The organism is Alistipes sp. CAG:268 (assembly GCA_000434235.1).
GTDB lineage: Bacteria > Bacteroidota > Bacteroidia > Bacteroidales > Rikenellaceae > Alistipes > Alistipes avistercoris.
Genome location: FR892016.1, coordinates 1 through 19,846 on the forward strand (window position 1 = coordinate 1; position 19,846 = coordinate 19,846).

The window sequence follows — 19,846 nt, forward strand, 5'->3', positions numbered from 1 at the left end:
ATGGATTGAGTTCAAGATTTATTCATTCCGTTTTGGTGCAGTTTTGTTCCCAATATCGGCTTCGGGAACGGGCGGTTCGCCTCTTCAGATTGGCCGGCGAACAAGCGGGAACGGGACGTGATCTTCGACCCGTTTTTGAGTCCCCGGAACATTATATGTTCGGGACTCAGCAAGCTGTGTTTTCCGTTACGCGAAATATTCTCGGTAACGAAAACAGCTTGCCCGCAAGGGGGTGGAAAACTCCTCCGAAGTCGTCGCTTTTTACAGGGCACCCCATGTGCCGAGACCGGATTTTCAAAAGATTGGAATTTTTTGCTGGTTTCACTCGAAATTAGCTCTGCGAAGGCTCATTTTTTAGTTTTCTTGAATATAAAAAAACAGAGAGAATCCTGTGAGATCTTCCTTGCTAAACGACGTTTGTTAGATTTGTTTTTAGCGAATAAAGCATTGGATCGGTGACTCAATTCTGATAAATACACGCTGCTTCGAAGGAACTAATTTACAAAATCAGATGCGAGACCAATCTTTTATTCGAGCAATATTGCAAATTTTCGATCGATTGCATGTGGCAGCAAGGCCTCAAAGGGGAGAGCACCGCTTGCCATACTTGAAAAATGAGACGCAATATCGGATTCTCATCAAACAAGGTGGAACCGACAAGTCCGAGGATATTTAAAAACCGGACTTTTCCAAGAAAAGTCCGGCTGGAGAGGCTGCGGAATTGTTGCCCAGGTAAAGGAGAGGATTACTCCAAACGTCCAGTGGCGCGCAGGTACTCCGTCTCGTAAATACGATACTGCGTCTGCGCCTCGATCCGGTTGCTGGCAGCCTGCTGCCACTGCGACTGGGCATCCAGCAAGTCGGTCAACGGTGCCATCTGCGCTTTGTATCGGTTGCGCATCACGCGCAGGTTCTCCGCGGCCTGTTGCAGGGCAAGTTCGGCGGTCTGGATCAATCGGTAACCGTCCTCGACGTTGCGGATTGCCTGCTCGACCTCGAGCGACATCAGACGCGTGTTTTTCTGCAGATCGAGCTGCGCATGCTGCAGTTCGTAACGCGCCTTGCGCACCTTCTTGCGGCTCTCGCCCCAGTGGAAGATCGGGATCTTCACGGCCAACATGGCCAGACCGATTCCGTCGCGAAACTCCTGTGTATGGGGAATGAAGGTTCCGTTGCCGGCATCGACCACGCTCTGGAGCTTGATGTTGCCGTAGTAGGTGTAGCCCAGCGACAGACCGACCGACGGCAGCATGGCCGATCGCACGTCGCGGATCTGCTGCTCTCCAACGGCCACCTGCTGCTCCAGAATCCGCAACTCGGGACGTGAGGCAAGGTCTGACAGCAAGGCTCCGGGTTCGGACGTTTGAAAAAGCGTGTTGGTCGGGACCGGGTGCTGGTCTCGCTCCGCGCCAATCACCCGACACAACGACATGCGGCACAATTCAGCCCCGTTCTGCGCCTTCTGCAGTTGATAACGGATCTCGCTGCGTTTGGCTTCGATGCGCATCAGGTCATTCTCGATGGCCATGCCCGCCTTGAAGGCCGCTTCGGTTTGGCGGTAAAGCGTATCCATCTGTGCCGCATAGCTCTCGAGCATGCGCACCTGACGGTCAACGGCCACCGTGGTCCAATAGGCATTGTCGGCCTCGACCAGCACATCCATGCGGGTCATCCGCTGCTGCTCGCCGGCCACCTCCTCGCCGATGCGGGACATACGACGTGCGGCCGAAATCTTGCCTCCGGCATAGATCGGCTGGGTCAGATTGAGTCCTGCCATATAGGTGCCGCGCATCCGAAGGTCCATCCCCATCATATCCATGTCGGGCAGCACATACGCACCGGTGGCCGATCCCTCGATCTTGGGCAGGGCGGCCGTGACGGCGATCCGGCGGTCGAGGCGTGCCTGTTCGAGCCGGTTGTCGGCCTGTTGAAGCTCCTCGCTGTGGGCAAGGGCCCGCTCGCGGCACTCGGCCAGCGAGAGCGGCAGCGGTTGCTGAGCCCGGGCGGTGAGGCCCGACAGCAGCGCGGCCCCCAGGGCCGCATATATTCTGATATTCATCATTTATGCATTTTGAGGTTTGCGAATGCGGAACAGAGCCGCGTAGAAAATCGGCAGCAGAATGAGTGTGATGATCGTGCCGACCGTAAGTCCGCCCATGATCGTCAGGGCCATCGAGCCGTACATCGGGTCGCCGACCAGCGGAATCATGCCGACGATGGTCGTCAAAGAGGCCATCAGTACGGGCCGCACGCGCGAAACTGTCGCCTCGATGACGGCTGCATAGGGCGTCCGGTGCTCCTCGGTTTGCAGGCGGTTGATCTCGTCGACCAGCACGATGGCGTTCTTGACCATCATGCCGATCAGACCCATCATGCCGATGATGGCCATGAAGGTCAGCGGCTGTCCCGTGAGGAACAGCGACGGAGTGATGCCGCAGAAGACGAACGGGAAGCACAGGAGGATGAGCAGCACCTTGCGCCAGCTGTTGAACAACAGCAGCAGGATGGCCAGGATCAGGAAGATCGTCAGCGGCATGTACTTCATCAGGTTACCGATTGCCTCGCCCTGCAGTTCACCCTCGCCGACCCAGCGCATCGTGTAGCCGTCGGGCAGCGGGATGGCCTCGATCTCATCGCGGATCGATGCCACGACCTTGGCCGGCGTAGCTTCGTCGCTATCGGGGTTCGGGTCGCATTCGGCCTCGATCACCCGTCGGCCGTTCATCCGCAGCACGACGTCCTCATCCCAGTCGAGGCGGATATTGTGCACGGCATTCCCCAGCGGCATGGCGCGGAACATGCGGTCCTGCAGCTCGTTCATCCCCTGACCACCCGCAAGCACCCCTTGCAGCTCCTCGTCGGTCAGCCGGAAGTTCATCATGCTCCAGACCGGAATCTCGTCGAGGTCGCGGATGCGGCTGCCGTCGTTGTTGCGTACCTGGAGGTTCAGCATCACCATGCGATCCTGGTCGTTCAGCACGCCGACGGGCATGCCGTCCGTAGCGGCCAGCAGGGCGTTGGCCACATCCCCGCGGCCGATCCCGGCCCGCAGGGCATCCTGTTGGTTGAATTCGGCGACGAGCGCCTTGCCTTTCGGTTTCCAGTTGTTCTGCACCGAGTAGGCGTCGACATAGGGGCAGCGGCGCATGACGGCCTCGGCCTGCGCGCTCAAATCCCGCAGCACGGCCGGGTCGGGACCCGCGAACTCCACCTCGACGGTGTGCGACGTCGAGATCGAGAAGTTGTACTTGCGGATGCGGATGTAGGCCTCGGGAAAGGCTTCGCGCAACTGACGCCGGATCGTTGGAATCTGCTCCTGCACGGTCCTGTAGTCGGCACAGTCGACGATCAGCTCGCCATAGCAGTCACCACCCGAAGTCATCGGGCGCACCAGGCAGTAGTGGGCCGGGGCGCTGCCCTGACTGACGGCCACGCGTTCGACGGCCGGATTGCGCCGTACGCTGTCGCTCATCTCGAGCAGCCGGTCACGCACCCGGTCGGCATTCGTCGCCGACGGAAAGAAGCACTCGACGACGAACTGTTTGTAGTCGAAGTCGGGGAAAAAGAGATTCTTGACGCGTGTCATGCCGAAGATCGAGAGGATCAGCACTGCCACGGCTGCGGCAATCGTCGTTCGCTTGTAGCCGATGAGGAACGAGATCGTGCGCCGCACGAAGCGATGAACCGGCGAATTCATCACGGCGGGTTTCTGCGCTGCGGCTTGTCGCTTTTCGCGGGCCGGGAGCCACGTCTTGGCGCAGATCGGCACCTGGACGAGTGCCAGCACCCAGCTGGCCAGCAGACTCACGCACAGCACCAGAAAGAGGTCGCCGGCATACTCGCCCGCCGAATCGGGCGAGAGATAGATGCCCAGAAAGGTCGAGGCGGCGATGACGGTCGCTCCGAGCAGCGGCATGGCCGTATTGCGGCCGATGCGGTAGAGATAGACCTTCGGGCTCAAGCCCCGCTTCTTGTCGATCAGAATGCCGTCCATGATCACCACGGCATTGTCGACCAGCATGCCCATGGCCACGATGAAGGCGCCGAGCGAGATGCGCTGCAGCGTCGTGCCGCACACGAGCAGGATCGGGAACGAAACGGCTACCGTCAGCACCAGCCCGAAGCCGATGATCAGTCCGCTGCGGAATCCCATGGTGAAGATCAGCACCAAGATGACGATCACGACCGATTCCAGCAGGTTCCACATGAACGACGAGATGGCCTCCGAGACCTTGTCCGGCTGGAAGAAGATCTTTTCCGTCTGGAAGCCCGCCGGAAGCTGCCGCATGGCCTCCGCGAGCCGTGCATCGACGGCTTTGCCCACGTCAGGGACGATGGCCGAGGACTCCATGGCGATGCAGAGGGCCAGTGCCGGGCGTCCGTCAACGAAGAAGCCGTTGCGCTGCGGCGCGGCATAACCCCGCTCGACACGGGCCACGTCGCCGATGCGCAGCTGGCGCCCATCCATCGTGCGGATCTCCAGGTCGCGGATCTCCTCCACGTCGTCGACCGCCGAATCGACATAGAGCGCTATGCGTTCCTCGCCGGTCGGATACGCCCCGGCATTGACCGTCTTGCCGGCCTGTTGCAACGCCGACATGATCTGCGTCGGGATCACACCGTTGCGGGCGATCTGCTCCTTCGAGAGGATGATGTTGATCACCTCGTCGCGGTTGCCGGCGATGAGGATCCGCTTGACACCCTTCACGTCGAGCAGTTCGCGTCGCAGGTATTTGGCATAGCGGTACATCTCCGGATAGTCGTAACCGTCAGCCGTCAGGCCGTAGAAGATGCCGTAGACATCCATCATGTCGTCAATGACCACCGGGTCGTAGCACCCCTCGGGCAGGCGTGACGCGGCGTCATTGACCTTGCGGCGCAACAGGTCGAAGTGCTGCTCCAGGTCGCGGTTCAGCACCGTCATCTGGAACTCGACGGTCAGCATCGCCGAGCCGTTGCGGCACTCGCTCTTCACCTTCTTGACGTTGGGCAGCGCGCGCAGTTCATCCTCCATCATCTGCGCCACCTTGAGCTCCACCTCGTGGGCGCTGGCCCCCGGGTAGGGGACCATGACCATCGCCTGCTTGACCGCCACGGCCGGATCCTCCAGCTTGGGCATCTGGATGAACGACAGAAGGCCGGCAATGAGGATGGCTGCCATGAGCGACCAGAACAGCACGGGCCGCCGTACGAAAAATTCGGTTATCTTCATCACAACAGCCCTCCTGCATTGGTTTGACTCGGTGTACCGACCACACGGACCTTTTCACCCTCTTCGAGCGCCGAAACGCCGGCTCGCACGATCTGTTCCTCTCCGGTCAGCCCGTCGATGACCATCGCACGACCCTCGCTATCCATGTCGCGCAGTGTGACTGGACGCCGCTTGATGGTGGAGTCCGCCTTGAAAACCCATACGCAGGGGGTCTCTCCATCCAGAAAGACGGCGCCGGGCGGCACGCCGAAACCATCGGAGCGAGCGGTGTCGGCCACCGTGATACCCACCTCGACGTTCATTCCGGCTGTCAGCCGTCGGTCGGGACGCTCTGCGAATGTCAGCGTCAGGTGGTAGAGCTGTGTGCCGTCGGCCTTGGGCGTAATGCCTCTCAAACGCATCGGCATCGCGCTCTCCAGCCCTGCGGCCCGGCAGGTGAACCCCGTAAACCGGTCACGGCGGAGGTACTCGCCGGCCGGAATGCTGACCTCGACCTCCAGGCGCGAAACATCCAGCAGCGTGAAGAGTGCCGTTCCGGCATCGACCATCTCCGCCGGCGAGAAGTTCGCCTGCTGAATATACCCGTCGGTCGGAGCGTAAAGTTTCGTATAGTCGAGTTTGTTGCGGTTGGCCTGCAGCTGCACGCCCAGCTGCCGCAGGCCGGCCGTGGCTTTTTCGTAATCGTTGGCCGAAACGCTTTTCTGATTGAAAAGCAGCTTCGTGCGTTCAACCTCATCTTTGAGCTGGTCATACTGGATCTGCAGCGCTTCGACTGCCAGCCGGTAGTCGGCATCGTCCAGTTCGGCGAGCAGCTGCCCCTGTTGCACATAATCTCCCTCGGAGACGTGGATGCGGGCGATCTGCCCAGCTGTCTTGAACCCCAGGCTCACTTCATGCGCGGCCTTGACCATGCCTGAATAGATGCGCGTGGTCTCGGCGTTCAATGCCACGGGCTTTGTCAGGCTCACGCTTTGAACGAACGGCTCCGAGGCCGTCCGTCCCGAGCAGCTGCACAGCAAAGCCATCACAAGCGCGGCTCCCAGTCTGTTTTTTTCAATGCTCCTCATTTCGTATCAGGTTTTATGATTTTTTCGTTGGCAAAGTTCTGTCTTTTCCCCGTATGGATTTTGTCGCATGTTGTGGGTTTATTGTTTGAAAGGATGGAAAAATAGCCTTTTACGGGTAATATATCCCTTTTTTCTTGTTCGAATAAGTATATTTGTCAACGAAAAAGTGAATGGCTATGGCTGAAAATCCGAATTTCGATGCGCTCAATCTAACGTCGATTCCTTTCGACGAGCAGGCCTGTATCTTCGAGAACCGGTTTATCCTTGCAGGCGATCTCGACGAGACGAAACCACCTCGTGATCTGACACGCGATCCGTCGATGCTGCCATTTCTTACGACACCGTATCCATTCAAGATTCAGTTTGCGATGGCACATCTGTGTCTCAACGGGTCGATGCGCGTCAGGCTGAATCTCAACGAATATGAACTGCACCGCAACTCGCTGCTGATAGTCACACCGGAATCGATTGGCCAATGCCTCGACTTGTCGCCCGATTGCAGGATTGTACTCATAGCCCTGTCGAACGACTACGTCATCACGGAGAACAGCTCAGAAGAGGCCCTCATCGTCCGCAAGTTTCTCTCTCAGCAGTCAATTCTGCAGCTTACCGATGCACAAACGGCTGATATACTGGCTATCTACCGAACCCTGCATAACAAACTCCGACAGCCCGATTTTCGCTTCAAGGGCGGTCTTCTCAGAGGCTATCTGCAGGTGCTTTACAGCGAGATTTGTCAGCTGATGGCTCCATACGTCGAGAGGCAGGATGCCCGGCAGGGTTCGCGCAAGAGACAGATTTTCGACCGTTTCATTGAGGAGCTTCGGCAGCATTGCACCATGGAGCGCAGCGTTGGTTTCTATGCCGAACAGCTGTGCCTGACACCGAAATACCTCTCACAAGTAGTGTATGCCGTCAGCGGACGGCACGCCGGCGAATGGATACGCGACTATGTGATTCTGGAGGCCAAGGCCTTATTGAAAAGCGGACAATATACGATCCAGCAGGTGTCCGACATGCTGAATTTCGCCAATCAGTCGTTTTTCGGTGTATACTTCAAGAAGGCGGTCGGCTGTTCGCCGACCGCCCCCAAGGGGTTATTGTGCGCTTCTTTTTGCCCGGGTACAAGGAGTTATAGTGCGCTTCTCGTTGCCCGAAACCATGTCAACGGTGTTGCTTATTTCGGATAGGGAAGCGAAGGTTTTCGGGTACGATTACATCTACATCGGGAATCTCGCCCTGCTCGACCGCCGGAAGATCTCCTTCTTTGCCTCGCACTCCGTCAAGAAACCGGTCTTGCGCTGGGCCGAAACGTGTTGCGCAACCGACTGCGTCGTCTATTCTGCGGCGCGATCCATATGGTTCTTGTAGATGACTCCGTCTTTCATGATCAACAGGAAATTTGCTTTCGGATCCTCGATTAAATGGATATTTTCCAGCGTGCTTCCCTTAACCAGAATGAGATCCGCATAGGCACCCGATTCAATTACACCCAATTTGTGCGGATAGGGGTTTCGAGGACCCGACAGGGCCAACAGCTCGGCATTGGTCGATGTCGCCATTTTAAGTACCTCATAAGGCGTATACCAATGGGTCAGTTTTACCAGCTGGGCACCTTGCCGGGCTGCCAGTCTGGCATCGAACAGGCAATCGGAACCCCATGCCGTCTTGACCTTGTACTTTTTTGCCAGTTGGTAAGCCGTAACGGTTCCACGTGTCATTTCAATCTGTTTGGCTCGATTCTCACTCCCTTCGGGGAAAGGCGTTACATCCTCGTCGTCCAGAAAAACCTGAAGGCACCACCATACACCTCTGTCGGCCATCAGCTTGGCAATGCCTGCATCGGCCAACTGCCCATGCTCCACACATCGGACGCCGGCTTCTATGGCCGTACGGATAGCTTTGGGTGTATAGGCATGAACCGTAACATAGGTTCCCCAGTTTTCGGCGGCAGCCACTGCGGCCTTGAACTCTTCCGTGGTATACTGGGCCACATCAAGCGGGTCATAATCCGACGATACACCGCCTCCGGCCGCCAACTTGATCTGCGATGCACCTTTACGCAGCTGTTCCCGGGTTTTCCGGAGCACTTCATCATGCCCGTCGGCAATGGCTGCCATACCGCTGGATTCCATGTAGGTCAGGGCCCCGCACAACATCGGCGGGACGTCCGTTGGCATCCGAAAATCGCCATGACCGCCGGTTTGCGAAATCATGGCTCCACTTGGATAGATTCGCGGACCTTTTGCCAGTCCTCCGTCGATGGCACGTTTCAGGGCAAAGGGATTTCCGCCCATGTCTCGCACCGTAGTGAAGCCCCTCATCAGTTGTTTTTCGGCCGAATGGGCCGCAAAAAGACTGATGAAGGAAATCTCCGAAACCAAAGCCTGTTGCAACGGCATGGACTCCATCATGGTATGGACATGCGCATCGATCAGACCAGGCATGAGAAACAATCCCTGTCCGTCGATGATCGTTACGTCCGGCAAAGCGGACACATCGATCGGATCTCCGGAAACCTTGCTGATCAGATGATTCTCAACCAGTACATTCCCTTGAAACGTCTTCTCGTCGACTCCGTTGAAAATCTCGACGTTGCGAATCAATACAGCCTGCTGGGCGGTTGCTGTCATGAAAGAAATGAGCAATCCGGCAAAGAACAATAATTTTTTCATATGCACAACATTGATTGACATTTTATTCAAAGGAAACAAGTACTTACAAATATAGTGCAATAAATTGAGAAAGCATTGGATTCTGTCGTTTTTCGGCGAGATTCTCGTCGCGGGTTCTGTCTGCACAGTCGGCCGCGGCAGTTTCCGCGTCCATGCCTTTACGGAAGGTCAAAACCTTCCATCCGCCTGCATTAATTTATAAAATATATTTGATATAAAAAAGAAACTAATGTATCTTTGCGGACAGTCAGACGTATTCTACACCGTGTCACAGACGCTTTTTCAAGTAAACCGGATACGTCCCTGGATAAAAAACGAACGAATGAAAAGATCAATCCTCGAAGATGCAACATTCCCGGCGTGCCCGGTGAGAAACGTCCTGGCCCGGCTTTGCGACAAATGGACTCTGTTGGCCCTGTATTTGCTGCTGCGTTCAGAGCATGGAAAACTGCGTTTCACGGAGTTGAAGCAGGCCATGCCCGACATCTCACAGAAAATGTTGGTGACGACCCTCCGCACGCTGGAAGAGGATGGATATGTGGAAAGGAGGCTCTTTGCGGAGGTCCCGCCCCGCGTGGAATATGCGCTTACGGCGCAGACTGAAACACTTCGTCCGATACTCGATGAGTTACTCTCTTGGGCCATGGAGAACATGGATGCCATCATGGAGAGTCGCCAAAAGGCTTTTGCCGCAAAAGATTCGGGGGTTGAAAATACCAAAAAGAAAAACATATGAAAGCTGCACAATTGGATCGCTATGCGAAAGAAGGACGACTCGTTGTACGGGAGAGGCCCGTTCCGGAGCCGAAGGCCGATGAGATTTTGATCAGAGTGCGGGCTGCGGCCGTCAATCCGTTGGAATTGCTGATTGCCACGGGAAGTATCCGACTGATTCAGTCTTATCGGCTGCCGCAGACGTTGGGCAACGAGTGTTCAGGTGTCGTCGAGCGGGTCGGAAGCCAGGTCAGGGACTTCCGTCCGGGTGATGCTGTCTATACACGGTTGCCGCTGGGGCGGATCGGCGCTTTTGCCGAATATGTCGTCGTGGCGGAGACTGCCGTAGCGAAAATGCCTGCAGGATACGCGTTCGACGTGGCGGCCGCCATTCCGCTGACCGGACTGACGGCCTGGCAGGGGCTGGTCGAGGTGCTGGAGGCCCAACCCGGACAAACGTTGCTGATTACCGGCGGATCGGGAAGTTTCGGACAGATGGCCGTGCCAATAGCGCGATCGTTGGGGCTTCGCGTCATCGTAACGGGTAACGACCGCGCCCGCGAGCAGTTCCTCGCCATGGGGGTTGAACGCTACATAGACTACCGCACGGAGAACTATTGGGAAACTCTGTCGGACGTCGATCTGGTCATCGACACGCTCGGAACCGGCGAATTCGAGCACGCACTTGCAGTGTTGAAACGCGGCGGGCGTCTGTTGAGCCTGCGGGCCGTTCCCAACGGGGAATTTGCCCGTCGAAGTGGCTTCCCCTGGTACAAGCGGGCTCTCTTCACGCTGGCCGGGCTGAAATACGACCGGGCAGCCCGCCGTCAGGGCAAAGAGTATCGCTTCCTCTTCGTGCATGCCGACGGTGAGCAGCTGCGCCGGATTACGCAGATCGTCGAGCAGCATCACATTACGCCGCCTGTCGATCCCCGCGTTTTCTCGCTGGAACAAATCAACGACGCCCTGCGGCTCGTGGCCGAAGGGCCCATCGAGGGTAAGGTAATCATTCGAATGTAAAAACATCAGTTTATGAAAATACATGAAATCTGTTTCAGCCCGACGGGCGGGACGAAACGTGTGGCGACGATATTGAGCCAGGCGCTGGCGGATGAGACGATTCAGGTCGATTTGACGGCTTGTGAAGTCGATTTCAGCCGCGTGATGCTGACAGCGGAGGATGTGGCGCTGATTGCCGTACCCTCCTACAGCGGACGGGTTCCTGCCGTTGCCGCGGAACGACTGGGGGCTTTGCACGGCAATGGCGCCCGCGCCATTCTGGTCTGCGTCTACGGCAACCGGGCCTATGAGGATACGCTGGCTGAACTGCGCGATACGGCCTCCCGGGCCGGATTCACGGTCATTGCAGCCGTAGCGGCCGTAGCCGAGCACTCGATCGCCCGCCAATACGCCGCAGGGCGTCCCGACGCAGAGGACGAAGCGCAGTTACGCACCTTTGCCGCACAGATTCGCCGGAAGATTGACACCGGAGACCAAAGTGAACCGGAGATTCCCGGCAACCATCCCTACCGCAAGGCTGCGGGTGCGGGCATCGTGCCCAAGGCGACGCGTGCCTGCGTGAAGTGCGGTTTATGCGCGGCGAAGTGCCCCGTCGGAGCCATCGCCCCGGACGATCCGACGCGTGTAGACAAGACGCGCTGCATCTCCTGCATGCGGTGCGTAGCAGTCTGCCCCCACGGTACCCGACACGTCAACAAACTGATGCTGGCGCTGGTTGGCCGTATGCTGAAAAAGGCCTGTTCGGAGCGGAAGACCTGCGAACTCTATCTATAAGTCCCAACCGAACCGGGAAGGGGTTGGAGTTGCAGGCCGGTTGCGGAATCCGATACGGCCTTATTCTCCCGCGCCGCGCCGATAATCCTCGAGGAAGGCCGAGCTGGTGCGTCCGGTTTGCTGCTTGAAGAAACGCATCAGGTGACTCGGGTCCGAGAAGCCGTACGCTTCGGCCAGCTGGCTGACGCTGCGCCCCTCAAACAGCAGGTCGTTCTTCACGGCCTCCAGCAACCGCTGTTTCAGCAGGTGCACGGCCGTGACGCCGAACTGCTCCACGACAGCCCGGTTCAGGGTCACACGGCTCACGCGCAGCATCGAGGCATACTCCTCGACGCGCTGTACCGTGCGGATATGCTCTTCGAGCAGCGCCTTGAAGCGGAACGCACAGTTGTTGCGCGGCAGCGTCACGGGCAGTCCGTAGGCGGCGGCATAGTCGCGGTTGAGCGTCACCAGCAGGTAATAGAGCACCGAGACGATCAGGTTGTAGCTGTCCGAGGTCGGGGTACGCAGCTCCGCCTTAATCTTTTCGAGCAGCCGGAGATACTCCGCAAAAACCTCCGGCCCGGCATCGAACCACGGCGGCGTGTCGGTCTGGTAGCAGTAGAGCAGGCGGTAGACGAAGAACTTGTCGGCGAGGAACGTGCGCATGAAATCCTCGCGGAAGATCAGAAACGTGTAGTCGAGCTCCGCCTCGTCCACCAGCCAGCGCTGCTGCTGGTGGGGCGAGAGGAGCAGGACCATGCCGTCGTGCAGTTCGATGCGGCGTCCGCCGAGCAGCAGCACGCCCCGGGCCCTGTGCAGGAAGAAAAACTCGAAGAAGTCGGTCTGGAAGAGCGGGGATTCGGTCAGTACGCCGCGGATCTCTTCGCTGCGGCCCGTATTGATGTAGAAGTCGACACCGCACTGCGTCTTGCTGAACGGCACGGTGACCAGCCGTCGGGGATTTGTCGTTGTCTTCATCGCTTGCCTCCGGGTTGTCCGAAGACAAAGATACGACATTCATTTATCAAAATGGCATAATGACACCCTTTTTGGGCATAGTTCCGTACGAAAAATCTTCGGACCTTTGCCGTGCAAAACATCCGGAATTATGAACCAGCAAGAGGAGATCATCCGCGAAATCGACGTGCAGAGCGTCATGACCCGTTCGTCGCTGCCCGTAGGCGGCTATTCGGTCAACCCCTACGTGGGGTGTCCCCACGCCTGCAAGTATTGCTACGCCTCGTTCATGAAGCGTTTCACGGGCCACACCGAGCCCTGGGGAACGTTTCTCGACGTCAAGCACTGGAAGCCCATCGCCAATCCGCATCGCTTCGACGGAGAGTGCATCGTCATCGGCTCGGTGACCGACGGCTACAACCCCTATGAGGAGCATTTCCTGCGCACGCGACACCTGCTCGAACAGCTGCGCGGCACGACGGCCGAGATCCTGATCTGCACGAAGTCGGATCTTGTGCTGCGTGATCTGGACCTGTTGCACGAATTTCCGCGCGTGACGGTGTCGTGGTCGGTCAACACGCTGGACGAAACGTTCCGTGCCGACATGGATCGCGCCGTGAGCATCGAGCGGCGGCTCGAAGCCATGCGGCAGGTCTACGAGGCAGGGATCCGCACCGTCTGCTTTGTCTCGCCGATCTTCCCGGGCATCACCGACCCGAAGGCCATTATCGAGCGAGTCCGGGAGTTTGCCGATCTCGTCTGGCTCGAAAATCTCAACCTGCGCGGGTCGTTCAAGGCAGCGATCCTGGCCTACATCCGCGAAAAACACCCCGGACTGGTGCCTTTATACGAAGAGATCTACAACCGCCGCCGGACGGACTACTGGCAGGCGCTCGAACAGGAGATGGCCGCCTATGCCGCTGCAAACGGAATGCCTTATCAGGTGAACGACCTGCCGTACGGACGCTCCGAAAAGGGGCACCCGGTTGTGGTTAATTACTTCTATCACGAAAAAATCCGACTCAACAACCGATCCTCGGAGCGGTAGGATGCCGTAAACGGAAAACCTCTTAAAACACGATAAACGATGAAACAGATTGAAAAGATCGCCGAATCCGAAAATTTCAGTGCCATCGGGCTCGGCAAATTGAGCGAACTGAACGAATTTGTGCTGGAGCTGAATCCGGCCGTCAAGATCCCGGGCAAGGTCTTCGGTGGTGCCGCTTTGCAGGCAACAGGTGCGGAGTTCTCCTTTCAGTCGTTCGCACCCGGTACGGAAACCGGATTCCTGCACACCCACAAAACACACGAGGAACTTTACTTCTTTCTCTCGGGCGAGGGTGAGTTTCAGGTCGACGGCAAGATCTTCCCGATCGGTGAAGGTTCGGTAGTGCGGGTAGCTCCTGCGGGACGACGCTCCGTCCGCAATACGGGCCGCGAGGCGCTTGTCATGCTATGCGTACAGTACAAGGGCGGGAGCTTTACGCCCGAGGACACTACCGACGGTGTGATTCTGAACGATCCGGTCTGTTGGTGAGGCCTTCATACGGCAAACGACAGGCGTGATACCGTTTGTAGCGGTATCACGCCTGTCGTATTTCCTCCCAGCACGCCGGAACCGGACACAGACCATGCAGAAGGCAACAGCTGGATTTTGGAGCGGGCCTGTTACATTTCCGGTTCAATTGCCAGGCTTATGGTCATTCGGTACGGTCTGCCGGGTCCCGTTTCCCGTATTTCCGTTCGAAAAGCTCCGCATTTCGGGTGCCCCATTCGATCATCGCGTCGATGATCGGAATGAGGGTCTCGCCCAAAGGGGTAATGGCATATTCGGAGCGAGGCGGCAACTCGGCGTAGATGGTCTTGCGGACCAGACCGTCCTCGACCAGCTCCTTGAGCTGGAGATCAAGCACCCGGGGCGTGGCCTCGGGGAAGATGCGGTGCAATTCGCTCGGACGCAGCGCCCGGTGGCGCAGTTCGTCGAGGATGCAGGACTTCCATTTCGAGTTGATCAGGCTCATGGTCAGCCGCAGCGGGCATTCCAGATCGACGGGTAGCTTTCTCTCGTACATGTGCGTGAGACGTTTTCGGTTCTTCGTAAAACAAAGGTAGCGATATTTGCCAAAGAAGAGCATACCCGACAAATTTTTCGGTATATGAATCATTTTTCGGTACTTGACTGCAAGGTGCCACGGCTGTAACTTTGCTTCAACAAAAACCTTTCAAACAGACCGATTATGAGAACAGAGATCAAAGAGTACCGGGCCGTCGAGGAGGCGGCCATGAAGTTCGTCCGAAGTGTCGCCGAGGGCGACAGCAGCCATGCGCGCGAGCTGTTCATCGACGAGGCCGTGCTGTTCGGATACCTCGACGGCCGGCTGGAGCATGGCAGCATCGAACAGTTCTACCGGAACGTGGACAGCGTGGGTGCCGATGCCGGATTCAGGGCCCGGATCGACGTGCTGGATGTCGAGGAGACGCTGGCCGTCGTGCGCGTGCTGGAGGAGAACTGGGGCGGCCGCATCGACTTCACGGACTACCTGCTGATGATGAAGATCGACGGTGAGTGGCGCTGCGTGGCCAAGGCCTACAACCAGAATTCAAACACCATTCAAAAATAACACGCCATGAAAATAACGGTAATTACGGGCAGCCCCCGCAAGCAGGGCAACAGTTTCGCCATGACCGAGGCCTTCATCCGCGAGGCGGAGCGCCGCGGACATACGGTGCAGCGGTTCGACGCAGCATTCCTGAAAGTCGGCGGCTGCCACGCCTGCATGACCTGCTACAAGACGGGCAAGGCCTGCTCGTTCGACGACGACTTCAACCGCATCGCCCCGGTCATTCTCGAATCGGATGCCGTGGTCTTCACGATGCCGGTCTACTGGTATTCGATCCCGGCACAAATCAAAGGGGTGATCGACCGGTTGTTTTCGCTGGTCGTCGGCGGCAAGCCGGTTGCCGGAAAGCGGTGTGCATTGATCGCCTGCTGCGAGGAGGAGGATACGACGGTACTCGACGGTGTCCGGATTCCCATGGAGCGCACGGCGGCCCTGCTGAAATGGGAGATGGTCGGCGAGGTGCTCATCCCGGGCGTACTGAACGAAGGTGACATCGCCCGGACTGACGGTTGCCAACAGGCGGCAGCCCTGGCGCAGCGGTTCTAACCTCCGCTCACGAACGACCGGATCACATGCAGGACGCAGCGGGATTCCACGCTCCATACCGGAATCCCGCTGCGTCCTTTTTCTATTGGATGAAATTATGGAGACGGTTGGCCGGGTTGAGCGGCGTCTGGTCGGTCAGTTCGAGCGACCGAACCATGTGGAGCGTTCCCTGCTTGTACTTCTGAAAATGCGCCGAGGCGATATGCTTTTCGTAAGCTGCACGGCTTGCGTAGGTTTCGAGGATGGTGATCCGGCACGGATTCTCCCGCTCGGCCACGGCATACATCGTCAGCACGCCCGGCTCGGTGCGCAGCGAAACTTCGCCCACCTCCGCGGCGAAGCGCATATATTCGTCGAGATACTCCGGCCGGACCTCGATCTTCGAGAGCCGCACGATACCGTCCCCGGCCATCGGCTCCTTGGCACACATCGAAGGCTCGCTGTCGAGCCGCAGGCAGCGGCCGATCACCTCGCCCGTGGAGAGGTAGGAGTAGGTCGGGAACTCGAACAGCACGGGCTTCAGCCGCGCGTAGTCGATCCGTCCGCGGTCGTCGAGCACCTCCGGCGAGGCGTAGGTCGCCGCAATCGAGCAGATGAAGTTGTCGAAACCCTCCGTCTCGTAAATATCCACGACGTCGCACGCCATCGTCAGCGGCGAACGGTCGATCACCGGCGCGCCGTTCGCGCCCCGATGCCAGGCGAACGTCTGCGACTTGTCCGTGCGGGCACCGCTCACGCTTCCCACATAGTCGGCTTCGGGGAGCATCTCATGGCTGACGAGGTTGACCGAGAGCTTTCGGGATGCCTTGATTCCTTGGTTAGTGTAGTGGCTCTGACTCATACTGACCAGAATCCGGTCGTGGCCGATAATCCCGACATGCGCCACAACAAGCCAGTTTACGCGGCCCTCCACCTCGGCCCCGACAACCGTCAGCGGCATGGGATAGAGTGCCAGCGTGTTTCCGATGAGTTTCTTTTCCATGGTGGTTGTATTTGATGGATTCGATGATTGAGTCTGTGCCAGCGTGCCGCCCGACAGCGTCAGGCCCAGCAGCAGGCACGCGAAAATGATCATGCGGTTTGTCATGGTTTGTCGTTTTATACATCCATCGCAAAAGTAGCGGTTTGCCCGCTTCCGGATGTAACGAAAGCCGGGGCATTCCTACCCGTTTTACGGAATCCCGGGCCCCCGATTCGGAGATATGCCCGAAAATCGTTATTTTTGCGAAGACAACCCCTCAAAGCCTTCCTTGATGAGCAAGATTCTGAGAATAAACTGCGTGGGTGATTACAGCCGCTGGGTCGGGCACATCGACCGCCATCCGCTGGTGAGCGTTATCGACTATGCCGAGGTTTCGCCCATCCGCCACAGTCTGAACAACTACAGCGTCTACGCAATCTTCCTGCGCGACGACGCCAGCGTGGAGCTCGACTACGGCTGCGGCCGCTACGACTACAACCAGGGGACATTGCTGTGCGTGGCCCCAGGACAGGTGGGCGGTAAGGAGGACAACGGCGAGCGGGTTTCGATTACGGGCTGGGCGCTGCTCTTCCATCCTGATCTGTTGCGCGGCACGCCGCTCGAAAAACAGATCCGCAACTACTCCTTTTTCGACTATCGCGTCAACGAGGCGCTGCACATGACCGACCGGGAGCATGACATCCTGGTTTCGCTGATGCGCCGGATGCGCGAAGAGCTCGACAACGACCGCGACGCGCAGCAGGATGCCATCCTAGTCGGCTACATCGGATTGGTGCTCAACTTCTGCCAGCGCTTCTACAACCGCCAGTTCCAGACCCGCAGGATCGAAAATTCCGACATTCTGGTCCGCTTCAACCAGCTGCTTGCCGACTATTACGAGCAGCGGCTCCAGCTGACCTTCGGACTGCCCACCGTCCAGTACTGCGCCGATCGGCTGTGTCTTTCGCCCAACTACTTCGGCGACGTCATCAAAAAGACGACCGGAGATACGGCCAGCAACCACATCCGCCGGTTCGTGATCCAGCTTGCCAAGGACGGACTCTCCGCCGGCGAAAGCGTCGCGCAGGTGGCCGACCGCCTCGGATTCGAGTATTCGCAGCACTTCAGCCGCATGTTCCGAAAGCAGGAGGGGATCACTCCGACGGAGTACGGCCGCAGGCGGCGCTCCTGACAAACAGATTACTACAACGACCACAATCACTCTGCCATTCCAAATATTTTTGTAGGACATCGTCTTGTATACGACTTGTAAAAACAGAATCCGGAAAGGATAATTCATACTTAAACGAACGCATGAACCCCACCCTCCACAAATCATATGCAGAGATATCTAGGCCGAGTTGCGCCTTGTTATCTGCCATTTTTCTCATATAATCAAGAATTGCGATAAAATTATTTTGCTACAAGAGGAAGAGAAGACGTTGAAAAATTAGAATTTGCATCAGAATCGATGTATGATGAATTTGGATGGAATCTGTAATCTTTTTATTTTTGTCCAATAAAAAGCGTTCTTTCCGGCTATACAGAATCGAGTGATTCAGAGAATGTCGCTCGTCTCCAAATCGTTACCTATAGAATAATCTGTCTCTGTAAGCGTCTTATATTCAATGCTGATTATTGAGGCTAATGCCTTGCCAGGTGCATGGTCAAATTAAAAGGGAGTCCTATTTTATTGCCAACCTCATTTAGTGAGGTCTGTAAGATTCGATTCTTTGATTTGATCTTTTTATCTAGTAGAGCAGCATCACTTGTATCAAATGTGGAATCAAGAAGGCTGAAAACAAAGCGTTTATTCAAGTTCTTTTCTTGCCACCGTTTCAGAATATCCATAGCCGCATCAGTCAGAGGAATTGTGTGAGGTACTTTCCCTTTAACAAGGTTTTTGGATAATTCATGCTGTTCCCAATCAATGTGAGACCACTCCAGTGTGACAATGTCTGATACACGCAAACCACAAGCGTGAAAGGCAAAGAGAAACATGTCCATGATTTCACGAGTCCTGTTGAACTTGACTTTGGAATACAAATCCACAAATTGCTGCATCTGTTCCTCTGTCAGATAGCGAACTTCACTATCTTCAACTTCAGACCGATATTGCCGCTCTTTCAGGTCAAAGTAGGACTGTTTGATTTGTGCTGATACCTTTGCCGATAACAAGTCATTGTCTGTGGCATACATGGCAGCTTTAATAAGAGGAGTCAGCATTTTGTTGATTCCTTCTTTGGTATTACCTCGTTTGATGCAGTATGTCTTATATTTTTCTATCAGATCAATTGTTAAGTCAGTTAAATAAATAATGCCTTCCCCCGTTTGCTCAGACAAGAAGCGTTGAAATTTCTTGATATAGCGATCCCCATTATAGTAGGTTGAATAGGACAGTTTCTCCAAATCATACCGCTGCTGATTGTATTCCGTAGCGTATTGAATAAAATCAATCTTCTTGGGGTCATTTTGTTGAGCGAACTCACCCTTGAGCATCTTACGAACAATATCTGCCGTCAGGTGCCCTTCATATGCCATGATTTGCTCATCCACTTTTTCCCGTTGCAATTTCAACTGATTGTTCAGTCGTACTGCAGCGGGATTTTTGCTTTTTACAGTTTGCGTCTTACTGTCCCAATCGTCAGGTTTAACAAAAATATCCGTGGTAATGGTGACAGGTGTTGTGTTGATGTTATAACAAAGATATAGGGCGACTTTACCCTCTTTATTGGGTTTCTTGTTTTTGATGACAATGTTCCCTGTTGGGAATTTTGACTTTACGCGCCCCATATTCTATGTTATTTATCGTGGATGAACACACAAATATAGGTAGATTATTAGAAAGTTTATATACCTGAACTATACTTTTTAATATGAAAAATGCGACCCGTAGGTCGCATTAGCAAGTTTTTAAAAGGCGTATTCTGAGGTATTTACCTCCAAAATAGGCTTAATACTCCTCCTCGTTGAAGAAGAAGTCGTCCTTTGAGGGGTAGTCGGGCCAGATGTCCTCGATCGATTCGTAGATATCGCCTTCGTCTTCTATCTCCTGCAGGTTTTCAAGCACTTCGAGCGGAGCACCGGACCGCACGGCGTAGTCGATCAACTCCTCTTTCGTTGCGGGCCAGGGTGCATCTTCGAGTTTTGATGCCAGTTCAAGTGTCCAGTACATGGTCTAAAGTTTTTAAGTTCTGAAAAATCAGCTTGTTCCGTGGTTTGTGTCCTGCTTTGCCCCAACAGGACCGATGTGCAAAAGTATAAAAAAAAACAGAAAAACAAAGGAAAAACGGAAAAACATCCCGTAAAGGATGTGT

The 19,846-nt window shown here is 56.1% G+C and carries 18 protein-coding genes; 9 read left to right on the top strand and 9 right to left on the bottom strand.

The annotated features are described in order from the left end of the window. Positions 1–745: 745 nt before the first annotated feature. Genes QZL63_RS09200 through QZL63_RS09210 form a run of 3 tightly spaced genes read right to left on the bottom strand, consistent with a single transcriptional unit; the run spans position 746 to position 6,279 of the window. On the bottom strand, positions 746–2,059 hold the full coding sequence (locus QZL63_RS09200) for a TolC family protein (protein ID WP_022309020.1): 1,314 nt from the start codon (positions 2,057–2,059) through the stop codon (positions 746–748). A gap of 3 nt (positions 2,060–2,062) precedes the next feature. Next, complete coding sequence (locus tag QZL63_RS09205) at positions 2,063–5,212, bottom strand: efflux RND transporter permease subunit (protein ID WP_022309021.1); 3,150 nt, start codon at positions 5,210–5,212, stop codon at positions 2,063–2,065. After that, positions 5,212–6,279: an efflux RND transporter periplasmic adaptor subunit gene (locus QZL63_RS09210; RefSeq protein ID WP_022309022.1), complete on the bottom strand. Its 1,068-nt coding sequence runs from the start codon at positions 6,277–6,279 to the stop codon at positions 5,212–5,214. Before QZL63_RS09210 ends, QZL63_RS09205 begins: the two co-directional genes overlap by 1 nt. A gap of 176 nt (positions 6,280–6,455) precedes the next feature. On the opposite strand from QZL63_RS09210, the gene QZL63_RS09215 reads away from it, so the two are divergent. Next, a complete protein-coding gene (locus QZL63_RS09215) occupies positions 6,456–7,469 on the top strand; it encodes a helix-turn-helix domain-containing protein (protein ID WP_022309023.1) in 1,014 nt (337 codons plus the stop codon). Positions 7,470–7,616: 147 nt separating this feature from the next. Here QZL63_RS09215 and QZL63_RS09220 read toward each other — a convergent pair whose 3' ends face one another. Continuing rightward, positions 7,617–8,954, bottom strand: coding sequence for an amidohydrolase family protein (locus QZL63_RS09220; RefSeq protein WP_441293903.1), 1,338 nt, complete (start codon positions 8,952–8,954; stop codon positions 7,617–7,619). Between the two features lie 322 nt (positions 8,955–9,276). On the opposite strand from QZL63_RS09220, the gene QZL63_RS09225 reads away from it, so the two are divergent. Genes QZL63_RS09225 through QZL63_RS09235 form a run of 3 tightly spaced genes read left to right on the top strand, consistent with a single transcriptional unit; the run spans position 9,277 to position 11,462 of the window. Next, positions 9,277–9,690 carry a winged helix-turn-helix transcriptional regulator gene (locus QZL63_RS09225; protein WP_290586681.1) on the top strand — a complete coding sequence of 138 codons (414 nt, stop codon included), beginning with the start codon at positions 9,277–9,279 and terminating at the stop codon, positions 9,688–9,690. Then, positions 9,687–10,688, top strand: coding sequence for an NADP-dependent oxidoreductase (locus QZL63_RS09230; protein WP_022309026.1), 1,002 nt, complete (start codon positions 9,687–9,689; stop codon positions 10,686–10,688). The genes QZL63_RS09225 and QZL63_RS09230 overlap by 4 nt, the downstream gene beginning before the upstream one ends. 12 nt (positions 10,689–10,700) lie before the next feature. After that, positions 10,701–11,462, top strand: coding sequence for a 4Fe-4S binding protein (locus QZL63_RS09235; RefSeq protein ID WP_022309027.1), 762 nt, complete (start codon positions 10,701–10,703; stop codon positions 11,460–11,462). A 60-nt stretch (positions 11,463–11,522) separates the two neighbouring features. Here QZL63_RS09235 and QZL63_RS09240 read toward each other — a convergent pair whose 3' ends face one another. After that, positions 11,523–12,422 carry a helix-turn-helix domain-containing protein gene (locus QZL63_RS09240; RefSeq protein ID WP_022309028.1) on the bottom strand — a complete coding sequence of 300 codons (900 nt, stop codon included), beginning with the start codon at positions 12,420–12,422 and terminating at the stop codon, positions 11,523–11,525. 130 nt (positions 12,423–12,552) lie between these two features. On the opposite strand from QZL63_RS09240, the gene QZL63_RS09245 reads away from it, so the two are divergent. Then, on the top strand, positions 12,553–13,449 hold the full coding sequence (locus QZL63_RS09245; RefSeq protein WP_022309029.1) for a radical SAM mobile pair protein B: 897 nt from the start codon (positions 12,553–12,555) through the stop codon (positions 13,447–13,449). Between the two features lie 39 nt (positions 13,450–13,488). Further along, a complete protein-coding gene (locus QZL63_RS09250; protein WP_022309030.1) occupies positions 13,489–13,938 on the top strand; it encodes a cupin domain-containing protein in 450 nt (149 codons plus the stop codon). Between the two features lie 163 nt (positions 13,939–14,101). On the opposite strand, the gene QZL63_RS09255 is transcribed toward QZL63_RS09250, so the two are convergent. Then, positions 14,102–14,473: a winged helix-turn-helix transcriptional regulator gene (locus tag QZL63_RS09255; protein ID WP_290586684.1), complete on the bottom strand. Its 372-nt coding sequence runs from the start codon at positions 14,471–14,473 to the stop codon at positions 14,102–14,104. Between the two features lie 165 nt (positions 14,474–14,638). On the opposite strand from QZL63_RS09255, the gene QZL63_RS09260 reads away from it, so the two are divergent. Together QZL63_RS09260 and QZL63_RS09265 are read left to right on the top strand one after the other, a co-directional pair. Beyond that, the gene (locus tag QZL63_RS09260; RefSeq protein ID WP_022309032.1) at positions 14,639–15,022 is read left to right on the top strand and encodes a nuclear transport factor 2 family protein; all 384 of its coding nucleotides are present in this window, start codon (positions 14,639–14,641) and stop codon (positions 15,020–15,022) included. A 6-nt stretch (positions 15,023–15,028) separates the two neighbouring features. Then, entirely contained in the window at positions 15,029–15,568 is a 540-nt protein-coding gene (locus QZL63_RS09265) for a flavodoxin family protein (protein ID WP_022309033.1), read from the top strand. An 82-nt stretch (positions 15,569–15,650) separates the two neighbouring features. Here QZL63_RS09265 and QZL63_RS09270 read toward each other — a convergent pair whose 3' ends face one another. Next, positions 15,651–16,550 carry a flavin reductase gene (locus QZL63_RS09270; protein ID WP_290586719.1) on the bottom strand — a complete coding sequence of 300 codons (900 nt, stop codon included), beginning with the start codon at positions 16,548–16,550 and terminating at the stop codon, positions 15,651–15,653. A gap of 271 nt (positions 16,551–16,821) precedes the next feature. Between QZL63_RS09270 and QZL63_RS09275 the strand changes: the two genes are divergently transcribed. Next, complete coding sequence (locus tag QZL63_RS09275; RefSeq protein ID WP_022309035.1) at positions 16,822–17,721, top strand: helix-turn-helix domain-containing protein; 900 nt, start codon at positions 16,822–16,824, stop codon at positions 17,719–17,721. Positions 17,722–18,173: 452 nt separating this feature from the next. Here QZL63_RS09275 and QZL63_RS09280 read toward each other — a convergent pair whose 3' ends face one another. Then, positions 18,174–19,322, bottom strand: a complete 1,149-nt coding sequence (locus QZL63_RS09280) for a site-specific integrase (RefSeq protein WP_022309036.1) — start codon at positions 19,320–19,322, stop codon at positions 18,174–18,176. A 160-nt stretch (positions 19,323–19,482) separates the two neighbouring features. Next, positions 19,483–19,704, bottom strand: a complete 222-nt coding sequence (locus QZL63_RS09285; RefSeq protein ID WP_019129787.1) for a DUF2795 domain-containing protein — start codon at positions 19,702–19,704, stop codon at positions 19,483–19,485. Positions 19,705–19,846 lie beyond the last annotated feature (142 nt).

What these genes read in the sequence shown, in the direction of transcription:
- QZL63_RS09200 (WP_022309020.1), bottom strand. Translation starts at nt 2,059, where the DNA reads ATGAATATCAGAATATATGCGGCCCTGGGGGCCGCGCTGCTGTCGGGC.
- QZL63_RS09205 (WP_022309021.1), bottom strand. Translation starts at nt 5,212, where the DNA reads ATGAAGATAACCGAATTTTTCGTACGGCGGCCCGTGCTGTTCTGGTCG.
- QZL63_RS09210 (WP_022309022.1), bottom strand. Translation starts at nt 6,279, where the DNA reads ATGAGGAGCATTGAAAAAAACAGACTGGGAGCCGCGCTTGTGATGGCT.
- QZL63_RS09215 (WP_022309023.1), top strand. Translation starts at nt 6,456, where the DNA reads ATGGCTGAAAATCCGAATTTCGATGCGCTCAATCTAACGTCGATTCCT.
- QZL63_RS09220 (WP_441293903.1), bottom strand. Translation starts at nt 8,954, where the DNA reads ATGAAAAAATTATTGTTCTTTGCCGGATTGCTCATTTCTTTCATGACA.
- QZL63_RS09225 (WP_290586681.1), top strand. Translation starts at nt 9,277, where the DNA reads ATGAAAAGATCAATCCTCGAAGATGCAACATTCCCGGCGTGCCCGGTG.
- QZL63_RS09230 (WP_022309026.1), top strand. Translation starts at nt 9,687, where the DNA reads ATGAAAGCTGCACAATTGGATCGCTATGCGAAAGAAGGACGACTCGTT.
- QZL63_RS09235 (WP_022309027.1), top strand. Translation starts at nt 10,701, where the DNA reads ATGAAAATACATGAAATCTGTTTCAGCCCGACGGGCGGGACGAAACGT.
- QZL63_RS09240 (WP_022309028.1), bottom strand. Translation starts at nt 12,422, where the DNA reads ATGAAGACAACGACAAATCCCCGACGGCTGGTCACCGTGCCGTTCAGC.
- QZL63_RS09245 (WP_022309029.1), top strand. Translation starts at nt 12,553, where the DNA reads ATGAACCAGCAAGAGGAGATCATCCGCGAAATCGACGTGCAGAGCGTC.
- QZL63_RS09250 (WP_022309030.1), top strand. Translation starts at nt 13,489, where the DNA reads ATGAAACAGATTGAAAAGATCGCCGAATCCGAAAATTTCAGTGCCATC.
- QZL63_RS09255 (WP_290586684.1), bottom strand. Translation starts at nt 14,473, where the DNA reads ATGTACGAGAGAAAGCTACCCGTCGATCTGGAATGCCCGCTGCGGCTG.
- QZL63_RS09260 (WP_022309032.1), top strand. Translation starts at nt 14,639, where the DNA reads ATGAGAACAGAGATCAAAGAGTACCGGGCCGTCGAGGAGGCGGCCATG.
- QZL63_RS09265 (WP_022309033.1), top strand. Translation starts at nt 15,029, where the DNA reads ATGAAAATAACGGTAATTACGGGCAGCCCCCGCAAGCAGGGCAACAGT.
- QZL63_RS09270 (WP_290586719.1), bottom strand. Translation starts at nt 16,550, where the DNA reads ATGGAAAAGAAACTCATCGGAAACACGCTGGCACTCTATCCCATGCCG.
- QZL63_RS09275 (WP_022309035.1), top strand. Translation starts at nt 16,822, where the DNA reads ATGAGCAAGATTCTGAGAATAAACTGCGTGGGTGATTACAGCCGCTGG.
- QZL63_RS09280 (WP_022309036.1), bottom strand. Translation starts at nt 19,322, where the DNA reads ATGGGGCGCGTAAAGTCAAAATTCCCAACAGGGAACATTGTCATCAAA.
- QZL63_RS09285 (WP_019129787.1), bottom strand. Translation starts at nt 19,704, where the DNA reads ATGTACTGGACACTTGAACTGGCATCAAAACTCGAAGATGCACCCTGG.